The organism is Sneathiella sp. P13V-1 (assembly GCF_015143595.1).
Taxonomy (GTDB): domain Bacteria; phylum Pseudomonadota; class Alphaproteobacteria; order Sneathiellales; family Sneathiellaceae; genus Sneathiella.
In genome coordinates this window covers 1,138,148-1,164,554 of record NZ_WYEU01000001.1, presented here as the reverse complement: position 1 = coordinate 1,164,554, position 26,407 = coordinate 1,138,148, and the positions used below count along the sequence as shown (strand labels likewise).

Genomic DNA, 26,407 nt, shown 5'->3' with positions numbered 1-26,407 from the left:
AGCTCCCTTAAGCGGCCATTTCAGCGATGGCTTCAGCCAGCGCTACTTTTGCTTTGGCAATTTCAACATGCAGGTTTTCGATCAGCTTGCCATCGACAACCACCACGCCTTTGCCTTCTTTCTCGGCTTCTTCAAAGGCTTCGATCACCCGGCGAGAGAAATCAACTTCCTCTTCCGAAGGGGCAAAAACCTCGTTCGTATCTGCAAGCTGTTTTGGGTGGATCAGAGTTTTACCATCAAAGCCAAGCTCCAGCCCCTGTACGCAAGATTCGCGGAAACCCTCTTCATCGGCCAGATGCAGATAAACACCGTCCAGAACAGTAAGGCCATAGGCACGACCTGCCAGCAGGCAAAGGCCAAGGGACGTTATGACAGGAAGACGCATTGGTGTGTGCTGCGCCTGCAGTTCCTTCACCAAGTCAGAAGTACCCATCACGAAGCATTCAACCCGTGGGCTTGATCCGGCAATTTCTTCGGCTTTCAGGATACCAAGTGGCGTTTCCATCATGCACCAGATTTTAGTGGTCTTTGGTGCGCCAGACTGATCCATCAGCTTCTCTAGTTCGTGAACCTGCGCCGCACTTTCCACCTTTGGAAGAAGGATCGCATCTGGACCCGCTTTGGAAGCAGCGACAACATCATCACGACCCCAGGGGGTGTCAAACCCGTTCACGCGAATAATGATTTCACGCTTTCCATAATCACCTGATGCTGCATTGCCGCACACAATTTCACGTGCTTCGGCTTTGGCATCTGGGGCAACAGCATCTTCAAGATCAAGGATAAGGCCGTCTGCTGCCAGTGTTTTGGCTTTTTCCTGAGCGCGGGCATTTGATCCCGGCATATAAAGGACAGAACGACGGGGGCGAATGGATGAGGCCATGTTACTTCTCCGCTAAAATCTCCGGATTCTCCGGTGTCTTCTCGTTTTTGCGGAGCATCATACGCCTTTTTTGCTGCAACGCAACAAAGTTGCGGAAAAAGTTATGATCCGGACATATTAAGACGCAGCCAACAGGTTTCCCCTAAAACCATTTGAGTTTTTTCATCACGACAATCTGGACCCCCACGATAACTGTCAAGAGAATAGCAAAAATTGCAAATGCGTATGGATATTCTGCGCCGGGAATGCCTGCAAGATTGATCCCGAACAAGCCCGTCAGGAAGCCGAGCGGCAGGAAAATTGCCGCAACAACTGACAGCTGATACATATTTTTATTCATACGATCCGCCAGAATATTGGCCAATTCGTCTTTCACGATTTGCGCACGCTCGCGAATGGCATCAAGATCTTCTACATATCGGGTAATGCGCTCCAGATTCTCCTGAATATGCCGTTTATGAATGGAGCTCATCCAAGGCAGATCGCAGTTTCGCAAAAAGTTCATCACATCCCGTTGTGGGACAATATAGCGCCGCAAAATAATTGCCTGCTTGCGAATATCCACAATTTGCTGTCTCTCTTCGACTGATGGATTTTCCAGTATCAGCTCTTCAATATTATCAGTGCGCTCATCCAGCTCTACCATGACAGGTTCCATGCGTTCGAATAAACGACCTGTCAGCCTCACGACAAAATCACCTATATCAGCCGGCCCCTTACCGTTCAGGCATTGCTGCTGTATGTCTTTAACGGCCTTTAAGTTTCTTCTTTGAGCACTGATGATACGGTGCTCATCTATCCAGAGCCGAATGGAAACCATATCTTCTGGATCCGCATTCACATTTAGATTCACCCCTCTCAAAATAAGAAGCACACCCTTTCCTGATTCCAGCGCACGTGGGCGCGTCTCCCCTGCGAGCAAGGCACCCCTGACGATTGGGTCCACATCCTTCAGCTCACTTTTCAGCCATTTCTCTGTATTTGGATTAAGGGCATCCAAATGCACCCATACTTTCGTACGATCCCTGATTGCTTGGGATACCTCATCATCAAGAAGTTGTCGTTTCAGACAATCCTCACCAATTCCAGCAGCAAACAGAATATGATTATTCTCCAATGGGCAATCCTTTCAAGCCTTCGGCACTCCTGATATGAATGTCCCTTTGAGGGAAAGAAATTTCGATATCATGCTCTTTAAATACATCCCAGATCTGCAACCGCATATCTGTGGAGATGCGGAAAACCTCCCGGATATTTCTTACAAAAAACCTGACTTCAAACATCAAAGCACTATCGGCAAAATCCATAAAAAACACACTTGGTTCAGGATGGCTCATGGCGTCGCTATTATTCTTTACGCACTGCGCCAACAGGTCCTTCACCTGATGAGGATCAGAATTGTAGGACACCCCGACCGAAATAATGACGCGCCCCATCTTGTCTTTATGGGTCCAGTTTTTAACCGATGAAGAAATCAGTTCAGAATTGGGAACAATAATCGAAGTACGATCAAAGGTTTCAATTTCAGTGGAACGCACACTGATCTTTTTAACGTTCCCTTCCCCTGAATTGGTAATAATCCAGTCATTTACCTTGATCGGCCTTTCGAACAACAGGATCAGGCCGGAGACGAAATTGCTGACGATACTTTGCAACCCGAAACCAATACCGACGGATAAGGCACCCGCGATCAATGCAAGATTGGTCAGATCAAAGCCAAGCGCGGAAATACCAGCCATCAAGGCAATAATAAGCCCCACATATCCCAGCACTTGAGTGATGGACTGCCGAATAGCATCATCCAGTTTGGTTTTTGGAAGAATTTTCTGATCCAAAATCCGCTGTATGACACGGGTGGCCAACAAGAAGGCGATAAAGACCAGAATGGCGATCCCGACATTGGCAACAGAGATATGGAAAGAGCCGATTTCAAACCCGAAGAATGCCTTGAGTGTCCATTCCTGAATATCTCTCCAATCCGCCCCGAGACTGTTTGCAACAATTGGCAGACATAAGAAAAACAGAATGACGTCCAGACAGAGCGATAACCAGAAAAACACCAGATGCTCCCGGTCATCCTGTTCTGCCTCTGATGCAGCCGATCTTCCAATATATTTGTCAAAGGCCTTGAAATAGGGCTGTGCAATAGATCTGAGCATCAGCACGACAACAAAAAGCGTACAGAGGATGACGAATTTTTCGAACAGATATCGGCTAAAGGCTGCGTAGGAAAACAGATTTGAAACAATCAGGCAGAGCGCTATTCCAGCCAGAATATAAAAAAGCTGTTTTGGGAAAAAATACCCGTCAGCTTCTTTGACATCTTTTAAAACCAGGAAGGAGCAAACCCCCAGTATCAGAGAGAAAACAAAGGTCACCAGATAGGTCTGGGCAATAGCAAGGTCCAGCGCAACACCCATAGCCCGGCCACTTTCCAAAAGAAGCGCATCAAGAATAAATAACGCACCCGCTCCTGTGACCAGCCAACGCATGATCGGCCTGATAACACCGGCGTCCTTAAAACGTTTGGCACCAATGCTCACAAGAACAACCAAAAGCACCAACCCGAAATATCGGTACGCCATGGATTGATTCTGTATGGAGAAAAGCTCCAGCGCCTTGATGGACTGAACGGCCAGAAATACCCCCAGAACGGCAGCGAAAACCGGGAAAAGGAGTGACTTGGAAGCCCCGGAGAATTTATTCCCTGCGGTGATGTAACTCGTGAATTTCCGAGATGTTGCCTTTACCGCAACACTTAAGAAAATGAAGAAGGCAATAAGGACCGCTCCGCCGCCCATCACCTCAGCGCTTCGTCGCTCTGTCACCCACTTTAAGGCTCTTTCAAACTGGTCACGATAGGCGTAAATGGCGTTCACCCACAGCTGAGGCCGGTAAAGAGGCGTTTGTTTTTCGAAGAGCTGACCCACAAATCTGTCGCGCCTGACACTCGCCACTTTTGCAAGAAGCCGTGACACTCTCGACGTGAGGATTTCAACCTGCTTGTAAAGCCCTTCAACCTCTAGAAGTTCACTGGTAAGATCTTTACGCTGCTTTTGGATACTTTCAGGTTCCGTGACCTGACTTTCTCCTTCTTTCGGGGCCTCCGGTGCCGGTCCCAGATCCTGCAAATTGGCTTCTGCATCTTCACGAAGGGGTTTGGTTCTAGCCTCCAATTCACTCAGAAATTCTCGCGATTGCCGTAATTTTTTTGAAATCTCCAGCAGACGTTTTTCAGATACGGAAGCTGTAGACAGATCTGCATCAAGACTTTCGATCTTTGCGCCTTCCTGCTTTAGAAGGACCGCAATCTTGTTTCTTTCTTGCTGACCCTGCGCAAAGGCTGACACCGTCGTCAGACAGATAAATGTGCAGAAAATCAAAAATACTCTATTCAGGAATTTCATAGGTGTTTCAATTCGGGGAAGCCGCCTCGCCAATAAAACCAATCTTTTGCGATTATCTCACTTCCCGTTTGGATGTTGATTCGTTCTTAAAGGTGATTTTAGAGGCAAATAACCAAATCAAGAAAAGAAATTTATTTAAAACGCGTGAAGCCTGAGACTGCCTGAGCAAATTATTAAGTGATTTACCCATAACCCGTTTTCGGGATTTATTGGTTAATTTTTTATTAACAAAAAATGTAACTGCCACATTTTCAAAACTGGTTATTCAAACTAATAAATTGATTTTACGTAAAAATTTACCTATCAAGACAGTCTAGTTCACGTACCAAATATGATTTGCGTCAAACTACTCTTGAGAAGATCAATGAAAAAACTGATCATTTCAGCTGTTGCCCTCCTGATGTCCTGCACATCTGCAATGGCTGCGACTACAACCTTTGACTTTCTAAGCGGCCCGAACGGTAGCATCGGATGGACACGCGGTACACTGAACTACAGTGTCGACGGCTTGAATTTGGCTGTTTCATCAGCCGAATATTACCAAGGCGCTATCTATGATTCCGGACATATCCGCCAGTATAATGGCCATGGCCTTGCCATCTGGAACGAAAGTGATAATGACCACCAGATCGATGGATCCGGTTACAATGATGTGGCCTACTTTGATTTTGGCACTCAGGAAGTGAAGCTGAAAAGCGTCTCCTTCACCTATAATGATAATGGGGATCGATTCGCACTTTTTGCGGATAACGACAATGACGGTTACTTGGAACTGATCGACTCCAGCCTGAACGCTAACCCTACCGATACTTTTGAATTTCTGGGCGCCCTTATGTTTAGCGGCACCGAATTTGGTATCGGTGCCATCGGTAGATATCACGACTTTAAACTTGCGGCTCTCACCGTTGAGAAAATCAGCGCAATCCCTCTTCCAGCGGCCCTGCCCCTTTACGGCGCTGGTGTGGCCCTCCTCGGATTTATCGGCTGGCGCAGAAAACGCAGCGCCTAAATCCAATCAAAAGACTTACACAAAAAAGCCGCCGGATAATCCAGCGGCTTTTCTTTTCTCTTTATAAAAGCAGCCTTAGGCTGCTTTTTTCAGGAACTCGCGTCCGATCAGTTCTGCGATCTGGATGGCGTTGAGCGCCGCGCCTTTACGCAGGTTGTCGGAGACGCACCAGAAGTTGATGGCATTTTCCGCAGTGATATCATCACGGATACGGGAAATGTAGGTGGCGTCTTCACCGGCACATTCAACAGGTGTCACATACCCATTTTCTTCCGGATCATCCACAACCAGAACACCAGGCGCTTCACGCAGCATGTTCCGGGCTTCTTCCGCTGACAGTTCGTTTTCAAACTCCACATTCACACTTTCCGCATGACCAATGAAAGTTGGCACACGTACGCAAGTTGCGGTCAGTTTGATGGCTGGATCGACAATTTTCTTTGTCTCTGCGGTCATTTTCCATTCTTCCTTGGAATAACCGTCATCCATGAACACATCAATATGCGGAATTACGTTAAACGCAATCTGCTTTGTGAATTTCTCAGGTGAAGGCATGTCATTCACGTAAATGCCTTTGGTCTGATTGAACAGCTCATCCATAGCTTCCAGACCGCCACCTGAAGTGGACTGGTATGTGGAAACAACCACACGCTTGATTTTCGCTGCATCATGCAAAGGCTTCAGCGCAACAACCAGCTGTGCAGTAGAGCAGTTCGGGTTCGCAATGATATTCTTCTTTGCATAACCAGAGGCCGCAGCTGCATTTACTTCAGGCACGATCAATGGCACATCCGGGTCCATACGGAAGTGAGAAGAGTTGTCGATAACGATACAGCCCTGAGACGCCGCTTTAGGGGCGAATTTAGCCGCAACAGATCCACCAGCAGAGAACAGCGCAATGTCTGTTCCCGTGAAATCAAAATCTTCAAGGGACTTTACCGTGAGTGTCTTGTCGCCAAATGAAACCTGTTTACCAGCAGAACGCTTAGACGCCAGTGCCGTAACTTCGGCAACCGGGAATTGACGTTCATCCAGAATTTTCAGCATTTCGCGGCCCACATTACCGGTGGCACCGACTACAGCAACATTATAACCCATTTTAAGTCTCTTTTACGTTTGCCTTTGGCGGCAGAATTACCGCCAAAGCGGTTACAGGTTTAAAAACCTGATATATGAATTACCCATTCAAATTATCAAGTTCTTTCAGGATGGCATCGCCCATTTCAGTGGTTGATACCTGTGTCATGCCCTCGGCCATGATATCGCCGGTACGCACGCCACTTGCCAGAACGTTCTGAACGGCCTTTTCGACCAGATCAGCTTCGTCAGACATATCGAAGCTATAGCGAAGCGCCATAGCGTATGACAGAATTGTCGCAATCGGATTCGCTTTATTTTCCCCAGCGATATCTGGTGCGGAACCATGTACTGGCTCATAAAGCGCTTTACGGCGACCATGCTCGTCAACATCACCCAGGGACGCAGATGGCAACATGCCAAGGGACCCTGTCAGCATTGCCGCACAGTCAGAGAGAATATCGCCGAACAGATTATCGGTGACAATCACATCGAACTGTTTTGGCGCACGAACAAGCTGCATCGCCGCATTATCCGCATACATATGTGACAATTCTACATCAGGAAACTCGGTTTCGCCGATTTTTGTCACTTCTTCACGCCACAGAAGACCTGATTCCATCACATTCGCTTTTTCACTGGAACAAACGCGGCCATCGCGTTTCCGTGCCAATTCAAAGGCGATGCGCGCAACACGGTGAATTTCCGGAGTAGTGTAAACTTGTGTATTCACACCACGGCGGATGCCGTTGCCCAGATCTTCAATACCGCGCGGCTCACCGAAGTAAACGCCACCGGTCAATTCGCGAACAATCATGATATCCAGACCGGACACCAGTTCAGGTTTCAGGCTGGACGCATCAACCAACGCATCAAAGCAGATCGCAGGACGGAGATTTGCAAAAAGCTCCAGATCTTTACGAAGGCGCAGGAGGCCGCGTTCCGGTTTGATGGAGAAATCAAGGTTATCCCATTTCGGGCCACCAACAGCACCCAGAAGAACGGCGTCTACATTCTGGGCTTTTTCGACGACGCTGTCGGTAATCGGAATACCGTGTGCATCGATGGAGGAACCACCCACAAGATCTTCATCCACATCGAATTTAACCGCGCGACGATCGCCCATCCAGTCGACGATACGACGGACTTCGGTCATCGCTTCAGGGCCAATGCCATCACCTGGCAGGATAAGAAGGGATTTATTAGACGCCATTATTCCTTAATTCCTCTGATGCAGGGGCTTTGACAAGCCCCTTGAGTGTTATTTGGTTAGTTTATGACTGCAACCAAGGCTGAGACAGTTTCTGTTTTTCTTCAAAGCTGTCGACTTTGTCTGCTTTTTGCAGTGTCAGTCCAACTTCATCCAGACCGTTCAACAGGCAATGCTTGCGGAAAGGATCAATTTCGAAGGCAACAGTGCCACCATCCGGGCCTTTGATTTCCTGTGCTTCCAGATCAACGGACAGAACCGCGTTAGAGCCGCGACCTGCATCATCCATCAATTTATCCAGCTCCGCCTGAGAGACACGGATAGGCAGGATGCCGTTCTTGAAGCAGTTGTTGTAGAAAATATCCGCAAAGCTTGTGGAGATTACGCAACGGATACCATAGTCAGCCAGTGCCCAAGGCGCGTGTTCACGGCTGGAGCCACAACCGAAGTTGTCACCTGCAACAAGGATTTGAGCTGAACGATATTGAGGCTGGTTCAGTACGAAATCTTCCAACTCATTCCCGTCATTGTCATAACGCATTTCTGCGAACAGGTTTTTGCCAAGGCCGGCGCGCTGAATTGTTTTCAGATACTGCTTTGGAATGATCATATCTGTGTCGATATTCACAAGCGGCATCGGAGCGGCAACACCATCGAGTTTAGTAAATTTTTCCATGATCGCCTCTCCTTAGTCTAATTCACGTACGTCAGTCAGATGACCGGTTAGGGCCGCAGCAGCAGCCATTGCAGGGCTTACCAGATGCGTCCGACCACCGCGGCCCTGACGGCCTTCGAAGTTACGGTTGGAAGTGGATGCGCAACGATCCCCTTCGCTCAGACGGTCGGCGTTCATGGCAAGACACATGGAACAGCCAGGTTCGCGCCATTCAAATCCGGCTTCCGTGAAGATTTTATCCAAACCTTCTTCTTCCGCCTGAATTTTAACAAGACCGGAGCCTGGAACGATGATCGCTGTTACGCTGTCTTTGACTTTCTTGCCTTCAACGATTTCCGCAACGGCGCGCATGTCTTCGATACGACCATTGGTGCAAGAGCCAACAAAGACGTGATCGACTTCGATGTCGGTTAGCTTCATGCCAGCTTCAAGACCCATATATTTCAGGGCACGATCAGCGGCGACCTGCTTACCGGCATCAGCAAAATCAGAAGGATGCGGGACAGTTGCTGTAATTGGCAGCGCATCTTCCGGGCTTGTTCCCCAAGTAACGTATGGAACAATTTCAGATGCTTCCATAACCACTTCTTCTTCAAAAACCGCACCTTCGTCAGTTTTCAGCGTTTTCCAGTAGGCAACCGCCTGCTCATACGCACCAGCTTTAGGAGCGAATGGACGACCTTTAACATATTCAAATGTTGTTTCATCTGGTGCAACCAGACCCGCACGGGCACCTGCTTCAATGGTCAGGTTACAAAGGGTCATACGACCTTCCATGCTCAGATTGCGAACCGCTTCACCCGCATATTCGATCACGCAGCCGGTTCCACCGCCTGTACCGATTTTACCAATGATGGCAAGGGCCAGATCTTTCGCAGTAACACCTGCTGGCAAGGCACCGTTCACCAGAACACGCATGTTCTTGGCTTTTTTCTGGATCAATGTCTGGGTCGCCAGAACATGTTCCACTTCAGAAGTACCAATACCGTGGGCAAGGGCACCGAAAGCGCCATGTGTTGATGTGTGGCTGTCACCACAAACAATTGTCATACCAGGCAAAGTCAAACCCTGCTCAGGGCCAATAATATGCACAATACCACGGCGATCATCTGTCATGGAGAAGTAGTTGACGTCGAACTCTTTCACGTTTGCTTCAAGAGTTTCAACCTGCAACTTACTTTCAGGATCGGTGATCCCTTTATCCAGATCTTTAGTTGGAACATTGTGGTCAGCAACAGCAAATGTTGCATCAGGACGGCGCACTTTACGGCCTGCAACGCGAAGACCTTCAAAGGCCTGCGGGCTGGTTACTTCGTGGACCAGATGACGGTCAATGTAAAGTAGGCTGGCTCCATCGTCCTGCACATCTACAAGATGGCTGTCCCAGATTTTATCATAAAGGGTTGTTGGCTCGCCCATTGCTTACGTTCCTCTCCATGCCGGGTGGTATGACATTATTATAGGTGCACCGGCGCGAGGGGTCCCGCGCCGGTGAAAATCATTCTAGCAAATTCAGACCGAATAAGAACTATTCAGCAGATTTGTTCGCGTAGCGATCTTCACGACGTTCGCGGATACGAGCCTTCTTACCACGCAGTTCGCGCAGGTAGTAAAGTTTCGCACGGCGAACAACACCCTGACGAACGACTTCGATTTTGTCGATACGTGGGGAGTAAAGTGGGAATACACGTTCCACGCCTTCACCGTAAGAGATTTTACGAACCGTGAAGTTTGCATTGATACCGCCGGAGTTGCGGGCAATACATACGCCTTCAAAGGCCTGAATACGCTCACGCGTACCTTCGACAACCTTCACGTGAACACGCAGGGTATCACCTGCACGGAATTCAGGAACTGGACGTTCAGCTACCAGCTTTTCGATCTGTTCCTGTTCTAGCTTTTGAATTGTATCCATAGCTTTCACCTTTATTTCAAATTTTCCGCTGACCAGCGTTCCCACAGGTCCGCTCGTCGTTGTTTCGTCAATTCCTCGGACTGTCGTTGCCGCCAGTCCTTGATTTTCTCGTGATGTCCCGAAAGCAGAACTTCCGGAACTTCGCGGTCCTTCCAGACCGCTGGTCGGGTGTAATGGGGGTATTCCAAAAGCCCGGTCTCAAAACTCTCATCTTCCAGCGATGCCACGTTTCCGGTAACACCCGGCAACAACCTGACCACCGCATCCAGCATGGCAAGGGCCGGAACTTCGCCGCCTGACAGAATAAAATCCCCTAAAGAGACCTCTTCTACATCGTGCTCGTCCAACACCCGCTGATCTACCCCTTCAAAACGCCCGCAGATCAGGATGACCCCCGGACCTTCTGCCAGTTCGCGAACCAATTTCTGGTCCATGACCCGACCGCGTGGGCTGAAATAGATCAGCTTTTTATCCTTACCGGATACGGCCTGTGCCTTTTCGATCGCGCTTCCCAATACATCAGGTCGCATGACCATTCCGGCACCACCGCCAAAGGGACTGTCATCCACATTCAGATGCTTGCCAACCGCATGATCCCGGATATGGGTCACTTCCAAATTCCAGGCCCCTTCTTTCAGGCCTCGCCCCGCGAGGGACTGACCAACAGGTCCCGGAAACATCTCCGGAAATAAAGTCAGAACATGAGCGGACCAAACCGCTTTCTCTTCTGTCTTTGTCTCATCGGTTGCGCCGCTCATCTGGGATCAGCACTCCCTTTTTTACTACCGTCCTTTTCTTCTTCCTTTTCAGGAACCGTGAAGAAATCTTCCGGTAGATCAATTTCTACAAATCCACCCCTGATATCGACAGTTGGTACCATCTCCATCGTGAAGGGAATTAGCACGGCCGCTTTGGCCCCTTTCCCTTCTGGCCGGATTTCCAGCATATCCCCCGCCCCAAAATCATGAACGCGCAAGATATCGCCGAATTTGTCACCATCTTTGGTTTTAACCTCCAGACCAATCAGGTCTGTGTGATAAAACTCGTCATCATCCTCAGTCGCCGGCAATTTTGCTTTATCAATGTAAAGCTCCAGACCTTTTAAGGCTTCCGCCTCATTCCGGTCATTTGTGCCTTTAAACTTCAGGACCGGCTGCCCCTTCGCCATAGCTACCAGCTTGACTTTGTAAGTCTTCTCACCGGTCTCATCAGTTAAAGAGCCGTAGGATGCAATATCTTCAGGGAACTGAGTAAAGCTTTTAACCTTAACCTCACCGCGAATACCACGCGGCCCTGTGACAACACCCATTAGCAGCCGTTCGGACTGTGACATCCTCAAAACCCTTAGGCTTCTGCAGCTTCCTCAGCTGGTGCTTCTTCAGCAGCAGCGGCTTCGGCAGCAGCTTCAGCAGCAGCAGCCGCAGCTTCTTCAGCTTCGCGCAGACGTTCCTGTGCTTTTGCTTTTGGTTTCGCTTTTTCTGGATTGCTGCGTTCCTGCTTGTCCATCATGCCGGCTTCAGCAAGAAAACGTGCAACACGATCAGTTGGCTTTGCGCCATTGCCGATCCAATGCTTGATGCGATCTTCATCCAAAGTCACACGGTTTTCGTCGTCTTTTGTGAGCATTGGATTGTATGTGCCAACACGCTCAATGTAACGACCATCGCGCGGGCTGCGAACGTCTGCAACTACAATACGGTAGAAGGGACGTTTTTTTGCACCCTGACGAGTGAGGCGAATTTTAAGTGCCATAGCTTACGTTCTTTCTCTTAGGTCAAATACTTAAATTAAAATTTCATACCGGGTGGGAGAAGACCCTGCAGACCGCCACGCATGACGCCCTTATTACCGAGCTTCTTCACCTTTTTCATCATGGATGCCATTTGCTTATGCTGTTTCAGCAGGCGGTTGACATCCTGTACGGACATGCCCGCCCCGGCAGCGATACGCTTTTTCCGGGACGCAGCGATGATCTTTGGATTACGACGCTCTTGTGGCGTCATGCTTTCGACAATGGCGATCTGGCGACGCAGCAATTTGTCATCGAGATTCGCGTTATCGAGTTGTTTCTTCATTTTGCCGACACCAGGAAGCATGCCAACAAGGCTATTCATACCACCCATTTTCAGCATCTGACGAAGCTGGCTTGCCAGATCGTCCAGATCAAAAATACCTTTTTGAACTTTCAGGGCGAGCTTTTCAGCTTCGTCCTTCTCGATCATTTCGGCGGCTTTTTCCACCAGGGAGACAACGTCACCCATACCGAGGATACGGTTGGCGATACGATCCGGATGGAACAGCTCCAACGCATCCATCTTCTCGCCAGTACCCAGAAGTTTGATCGGACAGCCGGTTACTTCCCGCATGGACAATGCCGCACCACCGCGACCGTCACCATCAATACGGGTCATGACGATACCAGTGACATCCACACGGGATTTAAACTGTTCGGCCACATTGACCGCGTCCTGACCTGTCAGGCTATCAACAACCAGCAATGTCTCGGTTGGGGCTGAAATCTCATGAACCGCCTTCATTTCGGTCATGAGCTGCTCATCCACATGCAGGCGACCTGCCGTATCGAGCATAATCACATCAAAGCCTTGAAGCTTTGCTGATTCCAGCGCGCGACGTGCGATATCTACCGGCTGCTGACCTTCAACAATCGGAAGGGTTTTGATCTCAAGCTGCTCACCCAGAACACGAAGCTGTTCCTGCGCGGCCGGGCGACGTACGTCCAAAGACGCCATCAGCACTTTCTTGCCGTGCTTCTCTGTCAGGAATTTCGCGATCTTCGCAGTAGAAGTTGTTTTACCGGAACCTTGCAGACCAACCATCATGTAAACAATCGGCGGTACCGCCAGCAGGTTCAACTCCTGCTGTTCAGATCCCAATGTTTCAACAAGCTGGTCATGAACCACCTTGATGACCATCTGGCCCGGATTAATGGATTTCAGAACTTCTGTGCCAACGGCTTTCGCTTTGGCTTTTTTGATAAAGCTTTTAACAACCGGCAAGGCCACGTCCGCTTCCAGAAGGGCCACGCGAACTTCACGCATCACTTCTGAGACGTCTGCTTCTGTCAGGGCACCGCGCTTGGTCAGTTTGCCAAGTACATCACCCAGTCTGCCGGTCAAATTTTCGAACATATGGTCAAAACCCGTTCAAAATTGCTGTTCAAATTCAGTTCCAAAAACCCGCAAAACAACTCAACGCAAAAAACGCCAGTGCGCGATACTCGCGGACTGACGGCACCCGATAAGGTGTTCTGGTTATGTCGCTCTTTGGATAGAGTGGGGTGAAATAGCCACAAAGCCGAGGAAGAGTCAAGTCGCACATGCCTGATATGTGACTTTATTTCTGGACCAAAGCCCTTTTAACCCCTATATCGCGGCATATGGAACAGATTACGTTTAAAAAGATGCATGGTCTTGGTAACGACTTTGTCGTCATTGACGGCAGGGACAAAAATCCAAACCTGACGCCGGATCAGCTTCGGGCGATCGGCGACCGACATCGCGGAGTTGGTTATGACCAACTTGTGGTGCTGGAGCCGGACACCGACGCCGACGTCTTTATGCGCATCTACAACTCCGACGGAACCGAGGCAGAAGCCTGCGGTAACGCGACCCGCTGCGTGGCTCACCTGACCATGGCAGAAACAGGTAAGGATAAAATCGTAATCGAAACGGTTGCAGGCCTTTTAAATGGGCATCAGCAAGATGACGGTATTGTCGTCATTAACATGGGCACGCCGCGCATGGGGTGGCAAGATATACCGCTCGCCAAAGAACAAGACACAGAACATGTAGGCATCGCAGCAGGACCCTTGTCCGATCCAGTGGCTGTTAACATGGGCAATCCGCATCTGGTCTTCTTCGTGGATGATGCGGAAGCCATTGATCTTGAGAAATGGGGCCCGGTGTTGGAACATGATCCCATGCTGCCTAACAAAGCCAATATCAGTGTCGCCAGTGTGAACAGTGACGGAAGCTTGCGCCTTCGCGTGTGGGAGCGAGGTGTGGGTATTACGCTTGCCTGCGGTTCTGCCGCATGTGCAACCATTGTCGCCGCATTTTTGCGGGGCCTTACAAAACGCAAAGCCACCCTTCACCTGAACGGCGGCCCTTTATATATGGAATGGCAAGAGGACGGCACCGTTCTCATGGGAGGTGCCATTGCTTACTCATTTGACGGAGTTCTGTCCAAAGATCTTCTGACCGGTACCAAGTGATGACCAAAAAACCTCTCGAATCTCCGGAGATTGTCACCTTCGGCTGCAGACTTAACAGCTACGAATCAGAAGTGATGCGTGGCCATGCAAGTGCAGCTGGTTTGAACAACGCGGTGATTATCAACACATGCGCGGTGACCAACGAAGCCGAACGTCAGGCCCGACAGGCCATTCGCAAAGCCCGCCGGGACCATCCAGATGCCCGCATCATTGTGACCGGCTGTGCCGCCCAGACAAACCCGGATCAGTTCCAGAAGATGGACGAGGTGGATCAAATTCTTGGGAACCTTGAAAAGCTGGAGCCGCAATCCTTTGGTCTGGATCAGACAGAACGGGTTCAGGTCAACGACATCATGTCCGCAGAAGAAACGGCGAGTCACCTTCTGGAAGGGTTTGAAGGACGCGCCCGTGCTTTTCTGCAAATTCAGAATGGCTGCGATCACCGCTGCACCTTCTGTATTATTCCTTATGGCCGCGGCAATAGCCGATCTGTTCCACTGGGTGCCATCGTGGAACAAGCCGAATCCCTCACGCAAAATGGGTATAAGGAATTTGTTCTGACCGGTGTGGACATCACCGCATATGGGGAAGACCTTCCGGGCAAACCAAGCCTTGGGCAAATGTGCCGCCGGCTATTGGCACTGGTGCCGGGTATTGAACGATTGCGCCTCTCCTCACTGGATCCTGTAGAAGTAGATGAAGATCTATGGACTTTGATCGAGAGTGAACCGCGTCTGATGCCGCATCTGCATATCAGCCTGCAAGCAGGTGATGATATGGTCTTAAAACGTATGAAGCGGCGTCATCTTCGAAAAGACGTTTATGATTTTTGCGCAAAAGCACGCAGCCTGCGCCCTGATGTGGTCTTTGGTGCGGATATCATTGCAGGTTTCCCAACAGAAACAGATGACATGGCAGAAAACAGTCGTCTTCTTTTAGAAGAATGCGATATTACATACGCCCATGTATTCCCCTATTCAGAACGCCCCGGCACACCGGCCGCGAAAATGCCTCAAGTGCCGGGGGACAAACGCAAACTCCGCGCGGCGAACCTGCGCGCTGTAGGATCTGCCAATCTGGCCCGTCATTTGGGTGAACAGGTTGGCAAAAAGCTGGCTGTTCTGGCTGAAAATGAAACGACCGGACGAACAGAACAATATGCACCGGTTCAGTTTGATTTTGCCGCCACAGCCGGTAATATCCTGATGGTTGAAATTACCCATACCGATGGGAAAAAACTCTATGCGACAGAAGGGGCTTCCGCCACATGAGTGACAGCGAGAAGAAAGAGAAAAAAGGCTGGTTTCGCCGTTTAACCGATGGCTTGAAACGCTCTTCAAACTCTCTCACCACCGGTATCACCGAAATTTTCACCAAGCGAAAGCTGGATGATGATGTGGTGGAGGAGCTGGAAGAGCTTCTCATCACGTCCGACCTTGGTGTGACAACGGCAGCTCGTATCGCCAGTAACATCGCGAAGACCCGCTACGACAAGGAAATCTCCCCTGAGGAAATCAAGGAAGCCCTTGCAGATGAAGTCACGGCCATTCTTGACCCAGTTGCCAAACCTTTTGAGCTGAAAACAGATGTGAAGCCTCATGTGGTTCTGGTTGTTGGTGTGAACGGATCTGGAAAAACCACCACCATCGGTAAACTTGCCAAACAATATTCCGATGCGGGCAAGAAAGTTATGATGGCGGCCGGTGATACGTTCCGTGCAGCCGCCGTTGAACAGCTAGGTATCTGGGGGGAACGCACAGGATCGCGTGTGATCACCACAAAAGTAGGCGGTGACGCGGCGGGTCTTGCTTTCTCAGCTTTGGAAGAAGCCCGCAAAGACGGCACAGACCTTTTGCTGATCGATACAGCGGGCCGCCTCCAGAATAAAACCGACCTGATGGCTGAGCTTGAAAAAATCCTGCGTGTGATCAAAAAACTAGATCCTGATGCCCCCCATTCATGCCTCTTGGTTCTAGATGCGACAACGGGTCAGAACGCCCTCAATCAGGTAGAGATTTTTGGCAAGGTCTGTGATGTCACAGGCCTGGTCATGACAAAACTGGATGGCACCGCCCGCGGTGGTGTTCTGGTCGCCATTGCGGATAAGTTTGGCCTGCCCGTGCATGCCATCGGTGTTGGAGAAGGTGTAGATGACCTGCAGCCTTTCACCGCCCGTGATTTCGCCCGCGCACTAAGCGGTGCGGACAAGTCAGAATAAAAGCTACAGGGAAGTAAACATGTCCAACCGTCCGATGCCACAAGCCATCAAGACAGCAACCGAATTGGGTCCCATTGGCCTGTTTCTAGGGGCTTACTATCTGTATGATCTGTTTGTTGCCACAGGGGTTATCATTGTGACTACCCTAATCGGACTTGCAGTTTCCTATTACTATGAACGCAAACTACCAGCCATGCCGTTGGTCACCGCCGTTGTTGTCACTGTATTTGGTGGCCTGACCTTGTACCTAAAGGACGATACCTTCATTAAAATGAAGCCAACCATTATCTACGCACTTTTCTCAGCTGCGCTGTTTGCAGGGCTGATGATGGGTAAATCCTTTGTGCAGATCTTGTTTGGCTCCGTCTGGAAACTGGATCAGGAAGGTTGGCATAAGCTGACATGGCGTCTTGTAGCCTTCTTCCTGATTATGGCCGCTGCCAACGAAGTTGTCTGGCGCAACTATTCCACCGAACTCTGGGTTAATATCAAAGTCTTTGGCTTTACTGGCGCGACATTCGTGTTCTTCCTGATGCAAATGGGCCTGTTTTCCAAACATGCGCTGAAGACCGAAGACGAAGGCTAAAGCTTTGCGCTACTTCCCGGTTGAAGAAGGCGATTTCAGATTTTCCATGGGGCTGAAGCCCGTTAAAGGGCGGTCATGGTTGGATGTGGATGATCATTACGCATCCGATATAAAATTGAAATCTGATCTGGTTGCCAGACACCGGGATGCCGTTTTTGCAACAACTGGGGCTGCCAAAGAAGGATCTCAAGAGATCCTTGAACTGGTGACAAAGGAACTAAACGCTTCTTATCCAGAATTTCTTGTCTCCGATCCGGGTGCAGATGATCCTCTTTTAAATGCCTCATTGATGGTTCAGGAAGATCTGGTCCTGATGCAGGAGGGGGCGCATGGAGAATATGATCTCACCGCAGCCTCCGTTTGTTTTCCCACGGGCTGGAACTTAACCGAAAAGGTCGGCAAACCCATGCAGGCAATCCATGATCCCGTCCCGGATTTAAACCCTGCCATTGGCCATTCGATCGACAAATTTTTCCAGAACATGAAGGCCGGCAAAATCGTCGAACGGTTTAACTGGGGCCTTTATGATGACAATGCGCTGTTCCAACCAAACTGGTGGCGGGAACAACAGCCCAAAAAAGCTGATATTACCTTAGACACCATCGGATCCGCCTTCTTCTTCCGGGTGGAACGCCAAACGTTGCAGCGGCTGGAAACAAAAAACAGCGCCCTCTTTACCATTCGCATCTTCAACACCATATTGGATGAACTGGTCGCGGATGATCAACGCCGCCTGACATTGCTTCATTCCCTGACAACAATGCCAGACGCCATGCGCCGTTATAAAACGGTAGCGCGATATGAAGACCTGTTATTTGAGTATCTAAACTCACCCGTCAATTTGTCGGCACCCGCGTAATCTCTCCACCCGGCGCGTATTTCTTGATCATTTCCCAGGTTAGCTGACCGATAGGCGCGCGGTAAATATCACTATGGGCGCCGCCCCCCGTTTCCGCGGCATTAAAGCGTACAATGGGATCCAGCCGGACATATTGAATACGGCAGCTTTCGGGATCATTCCCCTGACAGGCTTTCGCGGGCAAAGACCGAAGAAGCGGAATAAATTTCTCCCTCTCCAACAGATTCTGACAATTAAACAGGGGGTTATTGGCAGCCTCCGGTCCTGCACATTCCGCATCCCACGATTCTTCATTACCCGCAGCGTCTACCCAGAAACCCAGATCAATTGCTTTATCATGGCGGGACGCGGTTAGAATTGTCTGTCCCGCCTGATAGCGGAATTGATCATAAGGTTGCCCTTCGCGCCCTTCCCCATTTTTGGGATGGAAGCGGTTTTTACTGAACGCCCCTTGAAGGCCAATCATCACATCGGCGACCCGGTGGCGATTATGCTTTGGCGTGTTGTTCGGGTCCCTTGCAATAGTCGGCCCTGTAAACACAGCACGGCTCACCGCTCTTGCTCCAAAGCTGTGCCCAACGGTAATGATGGGAATATATCTGCCTTTCTCGCGGTTCACCTGATCACGAACAGCTGGCAGCACATCATGGATCAAAGCCCCAAGCCACGTCAGGCCCAGCTCATCCGCATCATCTGCTTTATTCCGATAACTCACTGGCTGGGAAATGAAGTTTGGAAGCAGTGTCACGCCACGCCAAAGTGATGGCCATGTAACCCCGATAATAAGGGGGCGAAACTCTTTTGCCTTATCCGCCTCGGCAGCATCAATCAGATGACCCGCTAATGAATTGAAGTTCCTGTAGGCCTCAATCTGCGGGGTATTCCACCCCATCACATAAACAATGACATGGGTCGGCGCGTTATCGCCGCTCAGCTGTTCTAAAAACGACTCTTTAAATTTATCAAGGGCGTTCCAGCTATGGTCAAAAGCTTTTTTAAGTTCCTTTTTGGGTAATGCGGGAAGGTGATTTTGGCATTCTATCTCCGCTCCCGCCTCATCATCTTCATAAAGATTATAAAGGGCACATCCTTTGACCCGCTGGTAGCCTGAGATGGGACTGCTTTGAACATCAAACTTCATCACATGGGTGATGATATGAGCTTTGGAATCCGTATAAACCGCATCCGCCCGGCTGTAGGTCCGTGCACCTGCGCCCGCAATTCGGGGGTGGTCCTGTTTTAGGGACCTTGGACTGATCTGCCAGCGTGCTGTTGTCACATTTTCACGAGGGGCCTTTTCAACCCCGATCACATATCCCGGCATGGTGAGGGAAATACCACGCGGGAAATCCACGCTGGTATGCATGATCTTTGTTGCCTGACTTTCGGTGCCAATAGCCGCTTCGGTTTCATGCAAATAGGACGTGTAGTTACTGCATCCCGTCAGAAACAAGCCTACTGCCAAAATTGCAAATGATCTCATATCCCCCTCCCCTTTTGGTGTTAAGAGAAATATAAATCACTCACATTATAAGGAAAAGGTAATTTACAAAAATCCCGCCTAACGGGTAAGCATTTCAAAGGATTGTTTGTAAAGATCACCGGTCGCATTTCCAAAGGGCGCAATGTGCTTTTGCCCTTTTACATCCCGATATTGATGCAAGGCCCAGACAACGGTGGGAAAGGCCAACTGGTCCCAGGGAATTTCATCCCAGGCAAAAAGGTCAACTTCCAGTGATTCTTTACCCGGTTTGTACTCAGGTGCTTCCAAATGGGCCCGATACATGATCTGCACCTGGCTGATATGGGTCACATTGTAGATAGCGAGAAGATCTTCCACAATGATCTTGGCTTCCGCTTCTTCCCAGGCTTCACGAGCCGCCCCTTCTTCAGTGGTTTCCTTCTGTTCCATAAATCCGGCAGGCAACGTCCAGAAGCCCTTGCGGGGCTCTATGGCACGGCGGCATAACAGGAACTTGTCTTCATAGGTAACGACAGACCCCACCACAATTTTAGGATTTTCATAGTGGATCCAGCCGCAATCTGTACAGACATGGCGCTCAAGATCATCCCCTTCCGGAATTTCCCGGATAAACTTGAAATCATTTGGGTTAGTCGAGGCCATTTTTATTCGCCTTTCTGGTCAGGGGACCGCGGCGGGTCTAGACGTTGATATCAATACGTCGACCCAAACCGCTAAAGGTCATGTTGGGGCGTTGGTCTTTCATGACAACGGGCTTCTCCAGTTTTTCAACCGGATTTACCTGCCGCTGATAATTATCCGGCTGTCCCCCTGCCAATCTGCTTGATAAGGTCACATTGCTCGACAACGTGCCTGATATTCTTACCATCTCCGCCCCCTTTGCGGTCCGGGCATTCTACCCTGACCGCCAGTTTAGCAACTCTAACTACCTTCGGAAAGAGATTTGATCGCGTTTGTCACGTTCTTATGAAGGGGGCTTTCCACGGGAACCAGAGGCAGTATTTTCTGCCAATGGGAGAGAGCTTCTTCTTTGCGCCCCCCAATGGCGGCATCCAATCCGACATACCAATGGGCCTCCGCAATGGTGTCATCCATGGCCAGAACCTTTTTATAGATCTGGATGGCTTCTTGAGGTGGCGGGGCTTCACGGGGGGCATCTTGTACCAAGGCAAGCGCCTGCATGATCAGCGGCATCGGATCAGTCGGCTTCAACTCTGCCGCTTTGCCATAGGCCACCGCAGATTTTTGAAGCTCCCCAAGTGTACCGTAGGAACGGCCGAGACGCATCAATCCGTCAAATTCCGGCTCTTCCTCCATACGCTCGGCAAGGCGGGCCACCATGCTTTTGATCATGTCCTGACGATCGGCAGCACTCATTTCCGCCGCCATTTCACGGTCTTCACGGCTAAGGGCCGGCATTCCAGTGGATGGGGCGGCTTCTTGTTCAAACAACCCAGCCACGTCCTGACCCAGTTTGTCCGCCAGTTGAGTGATTTGCCCCTTTAATACGGGGATAAAGGCGTCACTTGGATCACTGTCTTTATAAAGGTCAATCCAAAGCTGCAATGCCATATCTTCCCGGCCACTTTGCAGTTCATACAAGGCCATGTAGAAGCGAACCCCCGGATGGCGCGGCGCAATGTCCTCTGCCTTTTTGAAGGCACTTAAGGACGCTTCGCTGATAAAGCGATCCGCAAGGAAATAGAAGTTTTCCCCCGCCCCGATATAAAGGTTCGGATCATTGGGTTCTAGTTTGGTGGCTTGAAGGAATGTATTGGCCGCATCTTCATAGCGACCCATGCGGCTCAAAGACCGGGCAAGCAAAACCCATCCATCCAGATTATCCGGCTGTTCCTGCAGACGCTCAGCGAGACGCTTGACGAGCACTTGCATGTCCTGCCCATCCCCCACCAGCTGCTCACGCTCAGCATCCAGATCACGTGAAGCCAACGGTTTTGCTGGCAGGTTCGGCGATCCAAGATCCCAGTACAGGCCAAAACTTCCGACCAGCAAGACCACAAAGACAAATCCTGCCAACGCAATCTGATTGGAGCTGATCAGCTTCTGAGAGCCGCTTTCCAGACGGGAGGTGCGCAAGATACGGCGCTGAATTTCAAGGCGGATCGGTGCCGCAGCTTCCTCGCTGGTCACACCGTCTTTCACATCTTTTTCAAGTTCCTGAAGCTGTGTTTTATACAGCTCTAATCCCAATTCCTGATCCCCTTTGGCGTCCTTGTTGCCAAAGAAAAACGGATAGACAAGAAACGCCGCCGCAACGAGCGAGATAACAGCAAGAACAACCCAGATCATCATTTGCCCCCGTCCTCATTGCGCAAAAGTTTATCCAATTCCGCCTGTTCTTCTGCTGTCAGGGGCGCTGGTGCCGCGGCAGTTTCCGCGCGATCATTTTTTCGGCGCAAGAAACGGAACATGAAAAATCCGCCCACGACCAACAACACAAAAGGGCTGGCCCAAAGGATCAGGGTTCTTGTTTTCAAAGGTGGGTTCAACAACACCCAGTCACCATAGCGGACAACCAGAAATTCACGTACTTCATCGTCACTTTTACCGGCTGCGACCTGCTCACGCACGATAGCGCGCAAATCTTTGGCAAGGCCCGCGTTACTGTCCATGATGCTTTGGTTCTGACATACGAGACAGCGAATATCCTCTGCAATTTCCCGCGCCCGGGCTTCATCTGCCGCATTTGGAAGGCGTTCTTCCACGAAAATGGCAAAAGCAGGTGCAGACAATGCAAGACCCGCCATGACCCCAAGGATCGCAACAAGATGTTTAATTCGTCCCATAAACCTTGTTACCCCTTAGTGTTATATTGCTGGATTCGCGGCAGGATCTTATTCTTCAGATCCTTTTCTGTGATCGGGCCAATGATCTTGTCCAGAATTGTACCGTCCGGTCCCATAATGAAGGTTTCAGGTACCCCATAAACCCCAAAATCAATACCGACACGACCGTTCAGATCCATACCTGTGCGCTTGTAGGGGTTTCCATGACGAGAGAGCCAGCGGGCCGCCGCTTCCGGTTTGTCCTTATAATTGAGACCGAGAATATCAACCTGCCCCTTTTTACTGAGATCCATCAGAGTTGGATGTTCTGCAAGACATGCCACACACCAGGAAGCAAACACGTTCAAAAGTGTCAGTTTTCCTTCTTTCACATGAGCTGTGGAAAGCGGTTCCCCATATCCGGGGACGGGCTCCAGTGAAAATTCTGGGGCTGATTTGTTTACCAGTTCGGAAGGAATTTCCTTCGGGTCCAGATAAAATAGCGCATACAACATCACCACTGAAATCAGGGCGAAGATGGCAACGGGGGCAAGAAAACCAAAACGCATTTTATCAGGCTCCGGCTACTGAACTGTTGGCGGGAAGTTTCTTTTTGTTTTTGGAGGCCGCCGCGATACGGAACCGTCGATCGCTTAAGCTAAAGGCGCCTCCAATAAACATCACAATGGCACCAGCCCAGATCCAGGACACGAACGGTTTGTGATAGATCCGGGTAGCAAAACCACCCTTACCATCGGATTCGCCAACCACCGCATACAGATCCGCAGAGACCATCGGCCAGATCGCCGCTTCAGTGGTTTCCATAGGCGGCGAGGAATACTGACGCTGAGACGGCTTCATAATGCCCATCTCTTCACCTTTATGGAAAACCGTGAAAGTACCTTCCAGATAGTTGTAGTTAGGGCCTTTGCCCTGCTCGGCTCCGTCAAAGCGGAAATCATATCCGCCCACATTCACGATCTCACCGGGCTTCATGACGCCCAAGCGCTCGCTCTGCCAGGATTCCGATGCCGTAATCCCAAGGATCACCATGGCCACACCCAAGTGGGCCAAAGTCATACCATGAGCACTTCTAGGCAGGTTCTTCAGGCGTTTCCAGCTTTGACCAAGTGAGGTGCGGAACAGTTTCAGGCGGTCCGTCCATTCAATCAGTACGGCAACGGTCAGCCACGCAAACAGCGCCATACCCACATAGGCCATAATTGGCGCCTGTTCGGTCACCCACCAGACAACAGCAGCGATCACAAACACACTGACCAAGGCCAGTTTCAGGCGGGACATCACACCCGCAAGATCCGCCCGCTTCCATGGCAGGAAAGGTCCAGCGGCCAGCGCAATGATCAGCGGGATCACAATCGGCAAGAAGGTGGAATTGAAGTAAGGCGGTCCGACAGAGACTTTCTCCCCGGTCACCGCATCCAGAAACAGCGGATAAAGTGTTCCAACCAAAACGGTTCCCAAGGCTGTGGACAGAAGAAGGTTATTCAAAACCAGCGCGCCTTCGCGGCTGATCGGAGAGAATAACCCCCCGCCCTTCATAGCTGGTGCCCGGAAGGCGTAGAGGGTGAGTGAAGATCCAACGACCACAACGAAGAAACCAAGCACAAAAATACCGCGTGTCGGATCGGATGCAAAAGCGTGAACAGAATTGAGCACACCTGAACGCACAAGGAAGGTCCCCAGCAGCGAGAAACTGAACGCGATAATGGCCAGAAGAATTGTCCAGTTTTTAAGGGCATCCCGCTTTTCCACCACAATGGCAGAATGAAGAAGCGCGGTTGCCGCAAGCCACGGCATGAAGGATGCGTTTTCAACGGGGTCCCAGAACCACCAGCCACCCCAGCCAAGCTCGTAATACGCCCACCATGATCCAAGGGCGATCCCAAGGGTGAGGAACCCCCATGCCGCCAGTGTCCAAGGGCGCACCCATCGGGCCCAGGCGGGATCAACTTTACCTTCGATCAGTGCCGCGATGGCGAAGGAGAAGGTAACAGACAGACCCACATAACCCAGATACAGAAATGGCGGGTGGAATGCGAGGCCCGGGTCCTGAAGCAAAGGGTTCAAACCATTGCCGTCAAAGGGGGCCGGATCGACACGTTCAAATGGATTACTTGTAAATATGATAAAGAGAAGGAAACCGATACCCACAAGCCCCTGCACCGCCATCACACGGGCGCGGAGCGTCATGGGAAGGTTGCCACCAAAAGCCGCAACGGCAAAACCAAACAACGCCAAAATCCAGGCCCACAGAAGCAAGGAGCCTTCATGGTTTCCCCAAACCCCACTGATTTTGTACAGAAGCGGTTTTAGAGAATGGGAATTGCTGGCCACATTAGTAATCGAAAAATCGCTGGTCACATAGGCGTAAGTCAGCGCGATAAAGGCCACGGTGAGCGCCAAAAACTGTACAAAGGCCGCATGTGACGCAAATCTCATCTGCGCTACGGATCCACGAGAGGCACCAACCATGGGGATGGTGCCCTGCAAGAATGAAACGACCAGCGCCAGTATCAAGGTAAACTGGCCAATTTCACCTGTCATCAGTTAGATCCTTCTGCTTTCCACTGCCCCGCTTTTTTGAGGCTATCCGCAACCTCAGGCGGCATATAATTCTCGTCATGTTTGGCAAGAACATTGCTGGCGACAAAAACACCTTCATCGTTCATTTGGCCTTCGGCAACAACGCCCTGTCCTTCACGGAACAAATCCGGCACCAAGCCTTCATACGTTACAGGTACACTTTCCGCCGTATCCGTCACACTAAACGTGATGGTAACGCCATCTTTGACAAAGCTTCCTTCTTCCACCAATCCACCAAGGCGGAATGTACGGCCCGGTGGTACAGGTTTTTCAGCCAGATCAGACGGGCTGTGGAAGAAAACCAGACTATCCTGAAACGAAGACAGGATCAGAGCGGCTGCGAGGCCCAGCACTGCGAGACCTGAAAGCACAATATATAAACGACGACGTTTACGGGTCATGAGACACGTCCTTCACGGTTACGTTGGCGTCGCGCCCGGCGGGCTTCTTCCATGGGGACAAGTTCCTGCTCGATCTTCTTCAACTTTCTGACGCTTGTGATCACCAAAGTGATCAAAATAAGCGCTGAGACAAAATATGAAGACCAGACAAAGGCGGCATATCCGCCCATTTCAAAAAACTCTGACACCGGTTTCACTCCCGACAGGCTAACCTTTGATTTCTTTAGCTAACCTACAAATATAAATGCTCAAACCCAAACTACCAGAGGCACTGCGACACGATGCGTCACAATGCCGCGAGGCGACCTATTCCTGTATCTGGTTGATCTGCAACATACGCAGACGACGCCCCAAAATTTCTGACTTCACCCGAATACAATAGAGCGTCGTAAACAAGCTCATATAAGCAAGTCCCATTACCAGTAGCGGGGTCAGGATGGAGCTGTGAATTTTCGGCCCCTCCATAGTCGCCACACTGGCTGGCTGATGCAGAGTGTTCCACCAATCCACAGAGAACTTGATCACCGGGATATTAATCACACCGACCAGCACCAAAATGGCAGCGGCTTTTGCGGCTTTGGAATAGTCGTCAAAGCTTTCCCAGATTGCCATGTAACCCAGATAAAGAAATAACAGGATCAACATGCTGGTTAGACGTGCATCCCACACCCAGTAAGTTCCCCACATAGGCTGACCCCACAAAGAACCTGTCACAAGGGCAAGAAAAGTAAAAGCCGCACCTACAGGTGCCATTGCCTTGGCAGAGAGATCCGCAACAGGATGTTTCCAAATGAGACCCACAGCGGATGAGACCGCCATCATTGTATAAATGCTCAGCGCCATCCAAGCGGCAGGGACATGTACAAACATGATGCGAACCGTGTCGCCCTGCTGGTAATCCTCAGGGGAGACAAACAGCCCCAGATACAAGCCCGCAAGCAAGGACACGATCGTTACGACAACTGACCACGGATAAATCGCCCCAACGATTTTCAAAAACCGGTTCGGGTTTGCATATTTATGAAGATCAACTGCCATTCGGCCTTTCCCCGCCTTCAA

Annotated in this window: 27 protein-coding genes and 1 pseudogene; 6 read left to right on the top strand and 22 right to left on the bottom strand. The window is 50.3% G+C overall.

The annotated features are described in order from the left end of the window. Positions 1 to 7: 7 nt before the first annotated feature. The 3 genes from GUA87_RS05625 to GUA87_RS05615 form a co-directional block, all read right to left on the bottom strand. Positions 8 to 883 carry an HpcH/HpaI aldolase/citrate lyase family protein gene (locus GUA87_RS05625; protein WP_193715517.1) on the bottom strand — a complete coding sequence of 292 codons (876 nt, stop codon included), beginning with the start codon at positions 881 to 883 and terminating at the stop codon, positions 8 to 10. A gap of 142 nt (positions 884 to 1,025) precedes the next feature. Beyond that, positions 1,026 to 2,000 carry a zinc transporter ZntB gene (locus tag GUA87_RS05620; protein ID WP_193715516.1) on the bottom strand — a complete coding sequence of 325 codons (975 nt, stop codon included), beginning with the start codon at positions 1,998 to 2,000 and terminating at the stop codon, positions 1,026 to 1,028. Then, positions 1,990 to 4,290: a mechanosensitive ion channel domain-containing protein gene (locus GUA87_RS05615; RefSeq protein WP_193715515.1), complete on the bottom strand. Its 2,301-nt coding sequence runs from the start codon at positions 4,288 to 4,290 to the stop codon at positions 1,990 to 1,992. Before GUA87_RS05615 ends, GUA87_RS05620 begins: the two co-directional genes overlap by 11 nt. Positions 4,291 to 4,654: 364 nt before the next feature. On the opposite strand from GUA87_RS05615, the gene GUA87_RS05610 reads away from it, so the two are divergent. Beyond that, a complete protein-coding gene (locus tag GUA87_RS05610; protein WP_193715514.1) occupies positions 4,655 to 5,299 on the top strand; it encodes a hypothetical protein in 645 nt (214 codons plus the stop codon). A 75-nt stretch (positions 5,300 to 5,374) separates the two neighbouring features. Here GUA87_RS05610 and GUA87_RS05605 read toward each other — a convergent pair whose 3' ends face one another. The 9 genes from GUA87_RS05605 to ffh all read right to left on the bottom strand — a co-directional run bounded on the left by GUA87_RS05605 (position 5,375) and on the right by ffh (position 13,326). Then, positions 5,375 to 6,397 (bottom strand): aspartate-semialdehyde dehydrogenase, encoded by a 1,023-nt coding sequence (locus tag GUA87_RS05605; RefSeq protein ID WP_193715513.1) that lies wholly within the window; start codon positions 6,395 to 6,397, stop codon positions 5,375 to 5,377. A gap of 79 nt (positions 6,398 to 6,476) precedes the next feature. Then, entirely contained in the window at positions 6,477 to 7,589 is a 1,113-nt protein-coding gene (gene leuB / locus GUA87_RS05600; RefSeq protein ID WP_193715512.1) for a 3-isopropylmalate dehydrogenase, read from the bottom strand. 61 nt (positions 7,590 to 7,650) lie between these two features. After that, a complete protein-coding gene (gene leuD, locus GUA87_RS05595) occupies positions 7,651 to 8,262 on the bottom strand; it encodes a 3-isopropylmalate dehydratase small subunit (RefSeq protein WP_193715511.1) in 612 nt (203 codons plus the stop codon). 12 nt (positions 8,263 to 8,274) lie between these two features. Next, positions 8,275 to 9,681: a 3-isopropylmalate dehydratase large subunit gene (gene leuC, locus GUA87_RS05590; RefSeq protein WP_193715510.1), complete on the bottom strand. Its 1,407-nt coding sequence runs from the start codon at positions 9,679 to 9,681 to the stop codon at positions 8,275 to 8,277. Positions 9,682 to 9,790: 109 nt separating this feature from the next. Further along, a complete protein-coding gene (gene rplS, locus GUA87_RS05585) occupies positions 9,791 to 10,177 on the bottom strand; it encodes a 50S ribosomal protein L19 (protein ID WP_193715509.1) in 387 nt (128 codons plus the stop codon). Between the two features lie 11 nt (positions 10,178 to 10,188). After that, positions 10,189 to 10,935 (bottom strand): tRNA (guanosine(37)-N1)-methyltransferase TrmD, encoded by a 747-nt coding sequence (trmD, locus tag GUA87_RS05580; protein ID WP_193715508.1) that lies wholly within the window; start codon positions 10,933 to 10,935, stop codon positions 10,189 to 10,191. Further along, positions 10,932 to 11,510 (bottom strand): ribosome maturation factor RimM, encoded by a 579-nt coding sequence (gene rimM / locus GUA87_RS05575; RefSeq protein ID WP_193715507.1) that lies wholly within the window; start codon positions 11,508 to 11,510, stop codon positions 10,932 to 10,934. The genes trmD and rimM overlap by 4 nt, the downstream gene beginning before the upstream one ends. An 11-nt stretch (positions 11,511 to 11,521) precedes the next feature. Further along, positions 11,522 to 11,929, bottom strand: coding sequence for a 30S ribosomal protein S16 (gene rpsP, locus GUA87_RS18320; protein WP_193715506.1), 408 nt, complete (start codon positions 11,927 to 11,929; stop codon positions 11,522 to 11,524). Between the two features lie 35 nt (positions 11,930 to 11,964). Beyond that, positions 11,965 to 13,326 carry a signal recognition particle protein gene (gene ffh, locus GUA87_RS05565; RefSeq protein ID WP_193715505.1) on the bottom strand — a complete coding sequence of 454 codons (1,362 nt, stop codon included), beginning with the start codon at positions 13,324 to 13,326 and terminating at the stop codon, positions 11,965 to 11,967. Between the two features lie 248 nt (positions 13,327 to 13,574). Here ffh and dapF point away from each other — a divergent pair, with 248 nt between their 5' ends. The 5 genes from dapF to GUA87_RS05540 are packed head-to-tail and all read left to right on the top strand — an operon-like array spanning position 13,575 to position 18,074. Continuing rightward, positions 13,575 to 14,411 carry a diaminopimelate epimerase gene (gene dapF, locus GUA87_RS05560; RefSeq protein ID WP_193715504.1) on the top strand — a complete coding sequence of 279 codons (837 nt, stop codon included), beginning with the start codon at positions 13,575 to 13,577 and terminating at the stop codon, positions 14,409 to 14,411. After that, positions 14,411 to 15,682, top strand: coding sequence for a tRNA (N(6)-L-threonylcarbamoyladenosine(37)-C(2))-methylthiotransferase MtaB (gene mtaB, locus GUA87_RS05555; protein ID WP_193715503.1), 1,272 nt, complete (start codon positions 14,411 to 14,413; stop codon positions 15,680 to 15,682). Before dapF ends, mtaB begins: the two co-directional genes overlap by 1 nt. Next, complete coding sequence (gene ftsY, locus GUA87_RS05550) at positions 15,679 to 16,629, top strand: signal recognition particle-docking protein FtsY (protein ID WP_193715502.1); 951 nt, start codon at positions 15,679 to 15,681, stop codon at positions 16,627 to 16,629. The genes mtaB and ftsY overlap by 4 nt, the downstream gene beginning before the upstream one ends. Before the next feature lie 19 nt (positions 16,630 to 16,648). Next, a complete protein-coding gene (locus GUA87_RS05545) occupies positions 16,649 to 17,215 on the top strand; it encodes a septation protein A (protein ID WP_193715501.1) in 567 nt (188 codons plus the stop codon). A gap of 4 nt (positions 17,216 to 17,219) precedes the next feature. Then, positions 17,220 to 18,074 carry a heme-dependent oxidative N-demethylase family protein gene (locus GUA87_RS05540; RefSeq protein WP_193715500.1) on the top strand — a complete coding sequence of 285 codons (855 nt, stop codon included), beginning with the start codon at positions 17,220 to 17,222 and terminating at the stop codon, positions 18,072 to 18,074. Here GUA87_RS05540 and GUA87_RS05535 read toward each other — a convergent pair. The 10 genes and pseudogenes from GUA87_RS05535 to GUA87_RS05490 all read right to left on the bottom strand — a co-directional run bounded on the left by GUA87_RS05535 (position 18,052) and on the right by GUA87_RS05490 (position 26,386). Further along, positions 18,052 to 19,557: a hypothetical protein gene (locus GUA87_RS05535; protein WP_193715499.1), complete on the bottom strand. Its 1,506-nt coding sequence runs from the start codon at positions 19,555 to 19,557 to the stop codon at positions 18,052 to 18,054. The two genes, GUA87_RS05540 and GUA87_RS05535, sit on opposite strands and share 23 nt — an antisense overlap. Before the next feature lie 78 nt (positions 19,558 to 19,635). Further along, positions 19,636 to 20,199, bottom strand: a complete 564-nt coding sequence (locus tag GUA87_RS05530; protein WP_193715498.1) for an NUDIX hydrolase — start codon at positions 20,197 to 20,199, stop codon at positions 19,636 to 19,638. A 37-nt stretch (positions 20,200 to 20,236) separates the two neighbouring features. After that, complete coding sequence (locus tag GUA87_RS05525) at positions 20,237 to 20,425, bottom strand: hypothetical protein (protein ID WP_193715497.1); 189 nt, start codon at positions 20,423 to 20,425, stop codon at positions 20,237 to 20,239. A 53-nt stretch (positions 20,426 to 20,478) separates the two neighbouring features. Further along, positions 20,479 to 21,867, bottom strand: coding sequence for a c-type cytochrome biogenesis protein CcmI (gene ccmI / locus GUA87_RS05520; protein WP_415774790.1), 1,389 nt, complete (start codon positions 21,865 to 21,867; stop codon positions 20,479 to 20,481). Between the two features lie 35 nt (positions 21,868 to 21,902). Beyond that, a pseudogene (locus GUA87_RS05515) lies at positions 21,903 to 22,325 on the bottom strand (cytochrome c-type biogenesis protein); the annotation flags it as partial. Positions 22,326 to 22,372: 47 nt separating this feature from the next. Next, the gene (locus GUA87_RS05510) at positions 22,373 to 22,912 is read right to left on the bottom strand and encodes a DsbE family thiol:disulfide interchange protein (RefSeq protein ID WP_193715494.1); all 540 of its coding nucleotides are present in this window, start codon (positions 22,910 to 22,912) and stop codon (positions 22,373 to 22,375) included. 4 nt (positions 22,913 to 22,916) lie between these two features. Then, positions 22,917 to 24,908 carry a heme lyase CcmF/NrfE family subunit gene (locus tag GUA87_RS05505; protein ID WP_193715493.1) on the bottom strand — a complete coding sequence of 664 codons (1,992 nt, stop codon included), beginning with the start codon at positions 24,906 to 24,908 and terminating at the stop codon, positions 22,917 to 22,919. Further along, positions 24,908 to 25,348, bottom strand: a complete 441-nt coding sequence (gene ccmE / locus GUA87_RS05500) for a cytochrome c maturation protein CcmE (RefSeq protein ID WP_193715492.1) — start codon at positions 25,346 to 25,348, stop codon at positions 24,908 to 24,910. Before ccmE ends, GUA87_RS05505 begins: the two co-directional genes overlap by 1 nt. After that, positions 25,345 to 25,536, bottom strand: a complete 192-nt coding sequence (gene ccmD, locus GUA87_RS05495) for a heme exporter protein CcmD (RefSeq protein ID WP_193715491.1) — start codon at positions 25,534 to 25,536, stop codon at positions 25,345 to 25,347. The genes ccmE and ccmD overlap by 4 nt, the downstream gene beginning before the upstream one ends. Positions 25,537 to 25,654: 118 nt before the next feature. After that, complete coding sequence (locus GUA87_RS05490; RefSeq protein WP_193715490.1) at positions 25,655 to 26,386, bottom strand: heme ABC transporter permease; 732 nt, start codon at positions 26,384 to 26,386, stop codon at positions 25,655 to 25,657. Positions 26,387 to 26,407: the final 21 nt, after the last annotated feature.

Coding starts and splice junctions, on each gene's coding strand:
- leuC (WP_193715510.1), bottom strand. CDS start 9,681: ATGGGCGAGCCAACAACCCTTTATGATAAAATCTGGGACAGCCATCTT.
- mtaB (WP_193715503.1), top strand. CDS start 14,411: ATGACCAAAAAACCTCTCGAATCTCCGGAGATTGTCACCTTCGGCTGC.
- leuB (WP_193715512.1), bottom strand. CDS start 7,589: ATGGCGTCTAATAAATCCCTTCTTATCCTGCCAGGTGATGGCATTGGC.
- GUA87_RS05605 (WP_193715513.1), bottom strand. CDS start 6,397: ATGGGTTATAATGTTGCTGTAGTCGGTGCCACCGGTAATGTGGGCCGC.
- GUA87_RS05535 (WP_193715499.1), bottom strand. CDS start 19,557: ATGAGATCATTTGCAATTTTGGCAGTAGGCTTGTTTCTGACGGGATGC.
- ftsY (WP_193715502.1), top strand. CDS start 15,679: ATGAGTGACAGCGAGAAGAAAGAGAAAAAAGGCTGGTTTCGCCGTTTA.
- GUA87_RS05530 (WP_193715498.1), bottom strand. CDS start 20,199: ATGGCCTCGACTAACCCAAATGATTTCAAGTTTATCCGGGAAATTCCG.
- GUA87_RS05490 (WP_193715490.1), bottom strand. CDS start 26,386: ATGGCAGTTGATCTTCATAAATATGCAAACCCGAACCGGTTTTTGAAA.
- rplS (WP_193715509.1), bottom strand. CDS start 10,177: ATGGATACAATTCAAAAGCTAGAACAGGAACAGATCGAAAAGCTGGTA.
- ffh (WP_193715505.1), bottom strand. CDS start 13,326: ATGTTCGAAAATTTGACCGGCAGACTGGGTGATGTACTTGGCAAACTG.
- dapF (WP_193715504.1), top strand. CDS start 13,575: ATGGAACAGATTACGTTTAAAAAGATGCATGGTCTTGGTAACGACTTT.
- GUA87_RS05545 (WP_193715501.1), top strand. CDS start 16,649: ATGTCCAACCGTCCGATGCCACAAGCCATCAAGACAGCAACCGAATTG.
- GUA87_RS05610 (WP_193715514.1), top strand. CDS start 4,655: ATGAAAAAACTGATCATTTCAGCTGTTGCCCTCCTGATGTCCTGCACA.
- GUA87_RS05625 (WP_193715517.1), bottom strand. CDS start 883: ATGGCCTCATCCATTCGCCCCCGTCGTTCTGTCCTTTATATGCCGGGA.
- leuD (WP_193715511.1), bottom strand. CDS start 8,262: ATGGAAAAATTTACTAAACTCGATGGTGTTGCCGCTCCGATGCCGCTT.
- ccmE (WP_193715492.1), bottom strand. CDS start 25,348: ATGACCCGTAAACGTCGTCGTTTATATATTGTGCTTTCAGGTCTCGCA.
- GUA87_RS05615 (WP_193715515.1), bottom strand. CDS start 4,290: ATGAAATTCCTGAATAGAGTATTTTTGATTTTCTGCACATTTATCTGT.
- GUA87_RS05510 (WP_193715494.1), bottom strand. CDS start 22,912: ATGCGTTTTGGTTTTCTTGCCCCCGTTGCCATCTTCGCCCTGATTTCA.
- trmD (WP_193715508.1), bottom strand. CDS start 10,935: ATGAGCGGCGCAACCGATGAGACAAAGACAGAAGAGAAAGCGGTTTGG.
- rimM (WP_193715507.1), bottom strand. CDS start 11,510: ATGTCACAGTCCGAACGGCTGCTAATGGGTGTTGTCACAGGGCCGCGT.
- GUA87_RS05525 (WP_193715497.1), bottom strand. CDS start 20,425: ATGGTAAGAATATCAGGCACGTTGTCGAGCAATGTGACCTTATCAAGC.
- ccmI (WP_415774790.1), bottom strand. CDS start 21,867: ATGATCTGGGTTGTTCTTGCTGTTATCTCGCTCGTTGCGGCGGCGTTT.
- rpsP (WP_193715506.1), bottom strand. CDS start 11,929: ATGGCACTTAAAATTCGCCTCACTCGTCAGGGTGCAAAAAAACGTCCC.
- GUA87_RS05505 (WP_193715493.1), bottom strand. CDS start 24,908: ATGACAGGTGAAATTGGCCAGTTTACCTTGATACTGGCGCTGGTCGTT.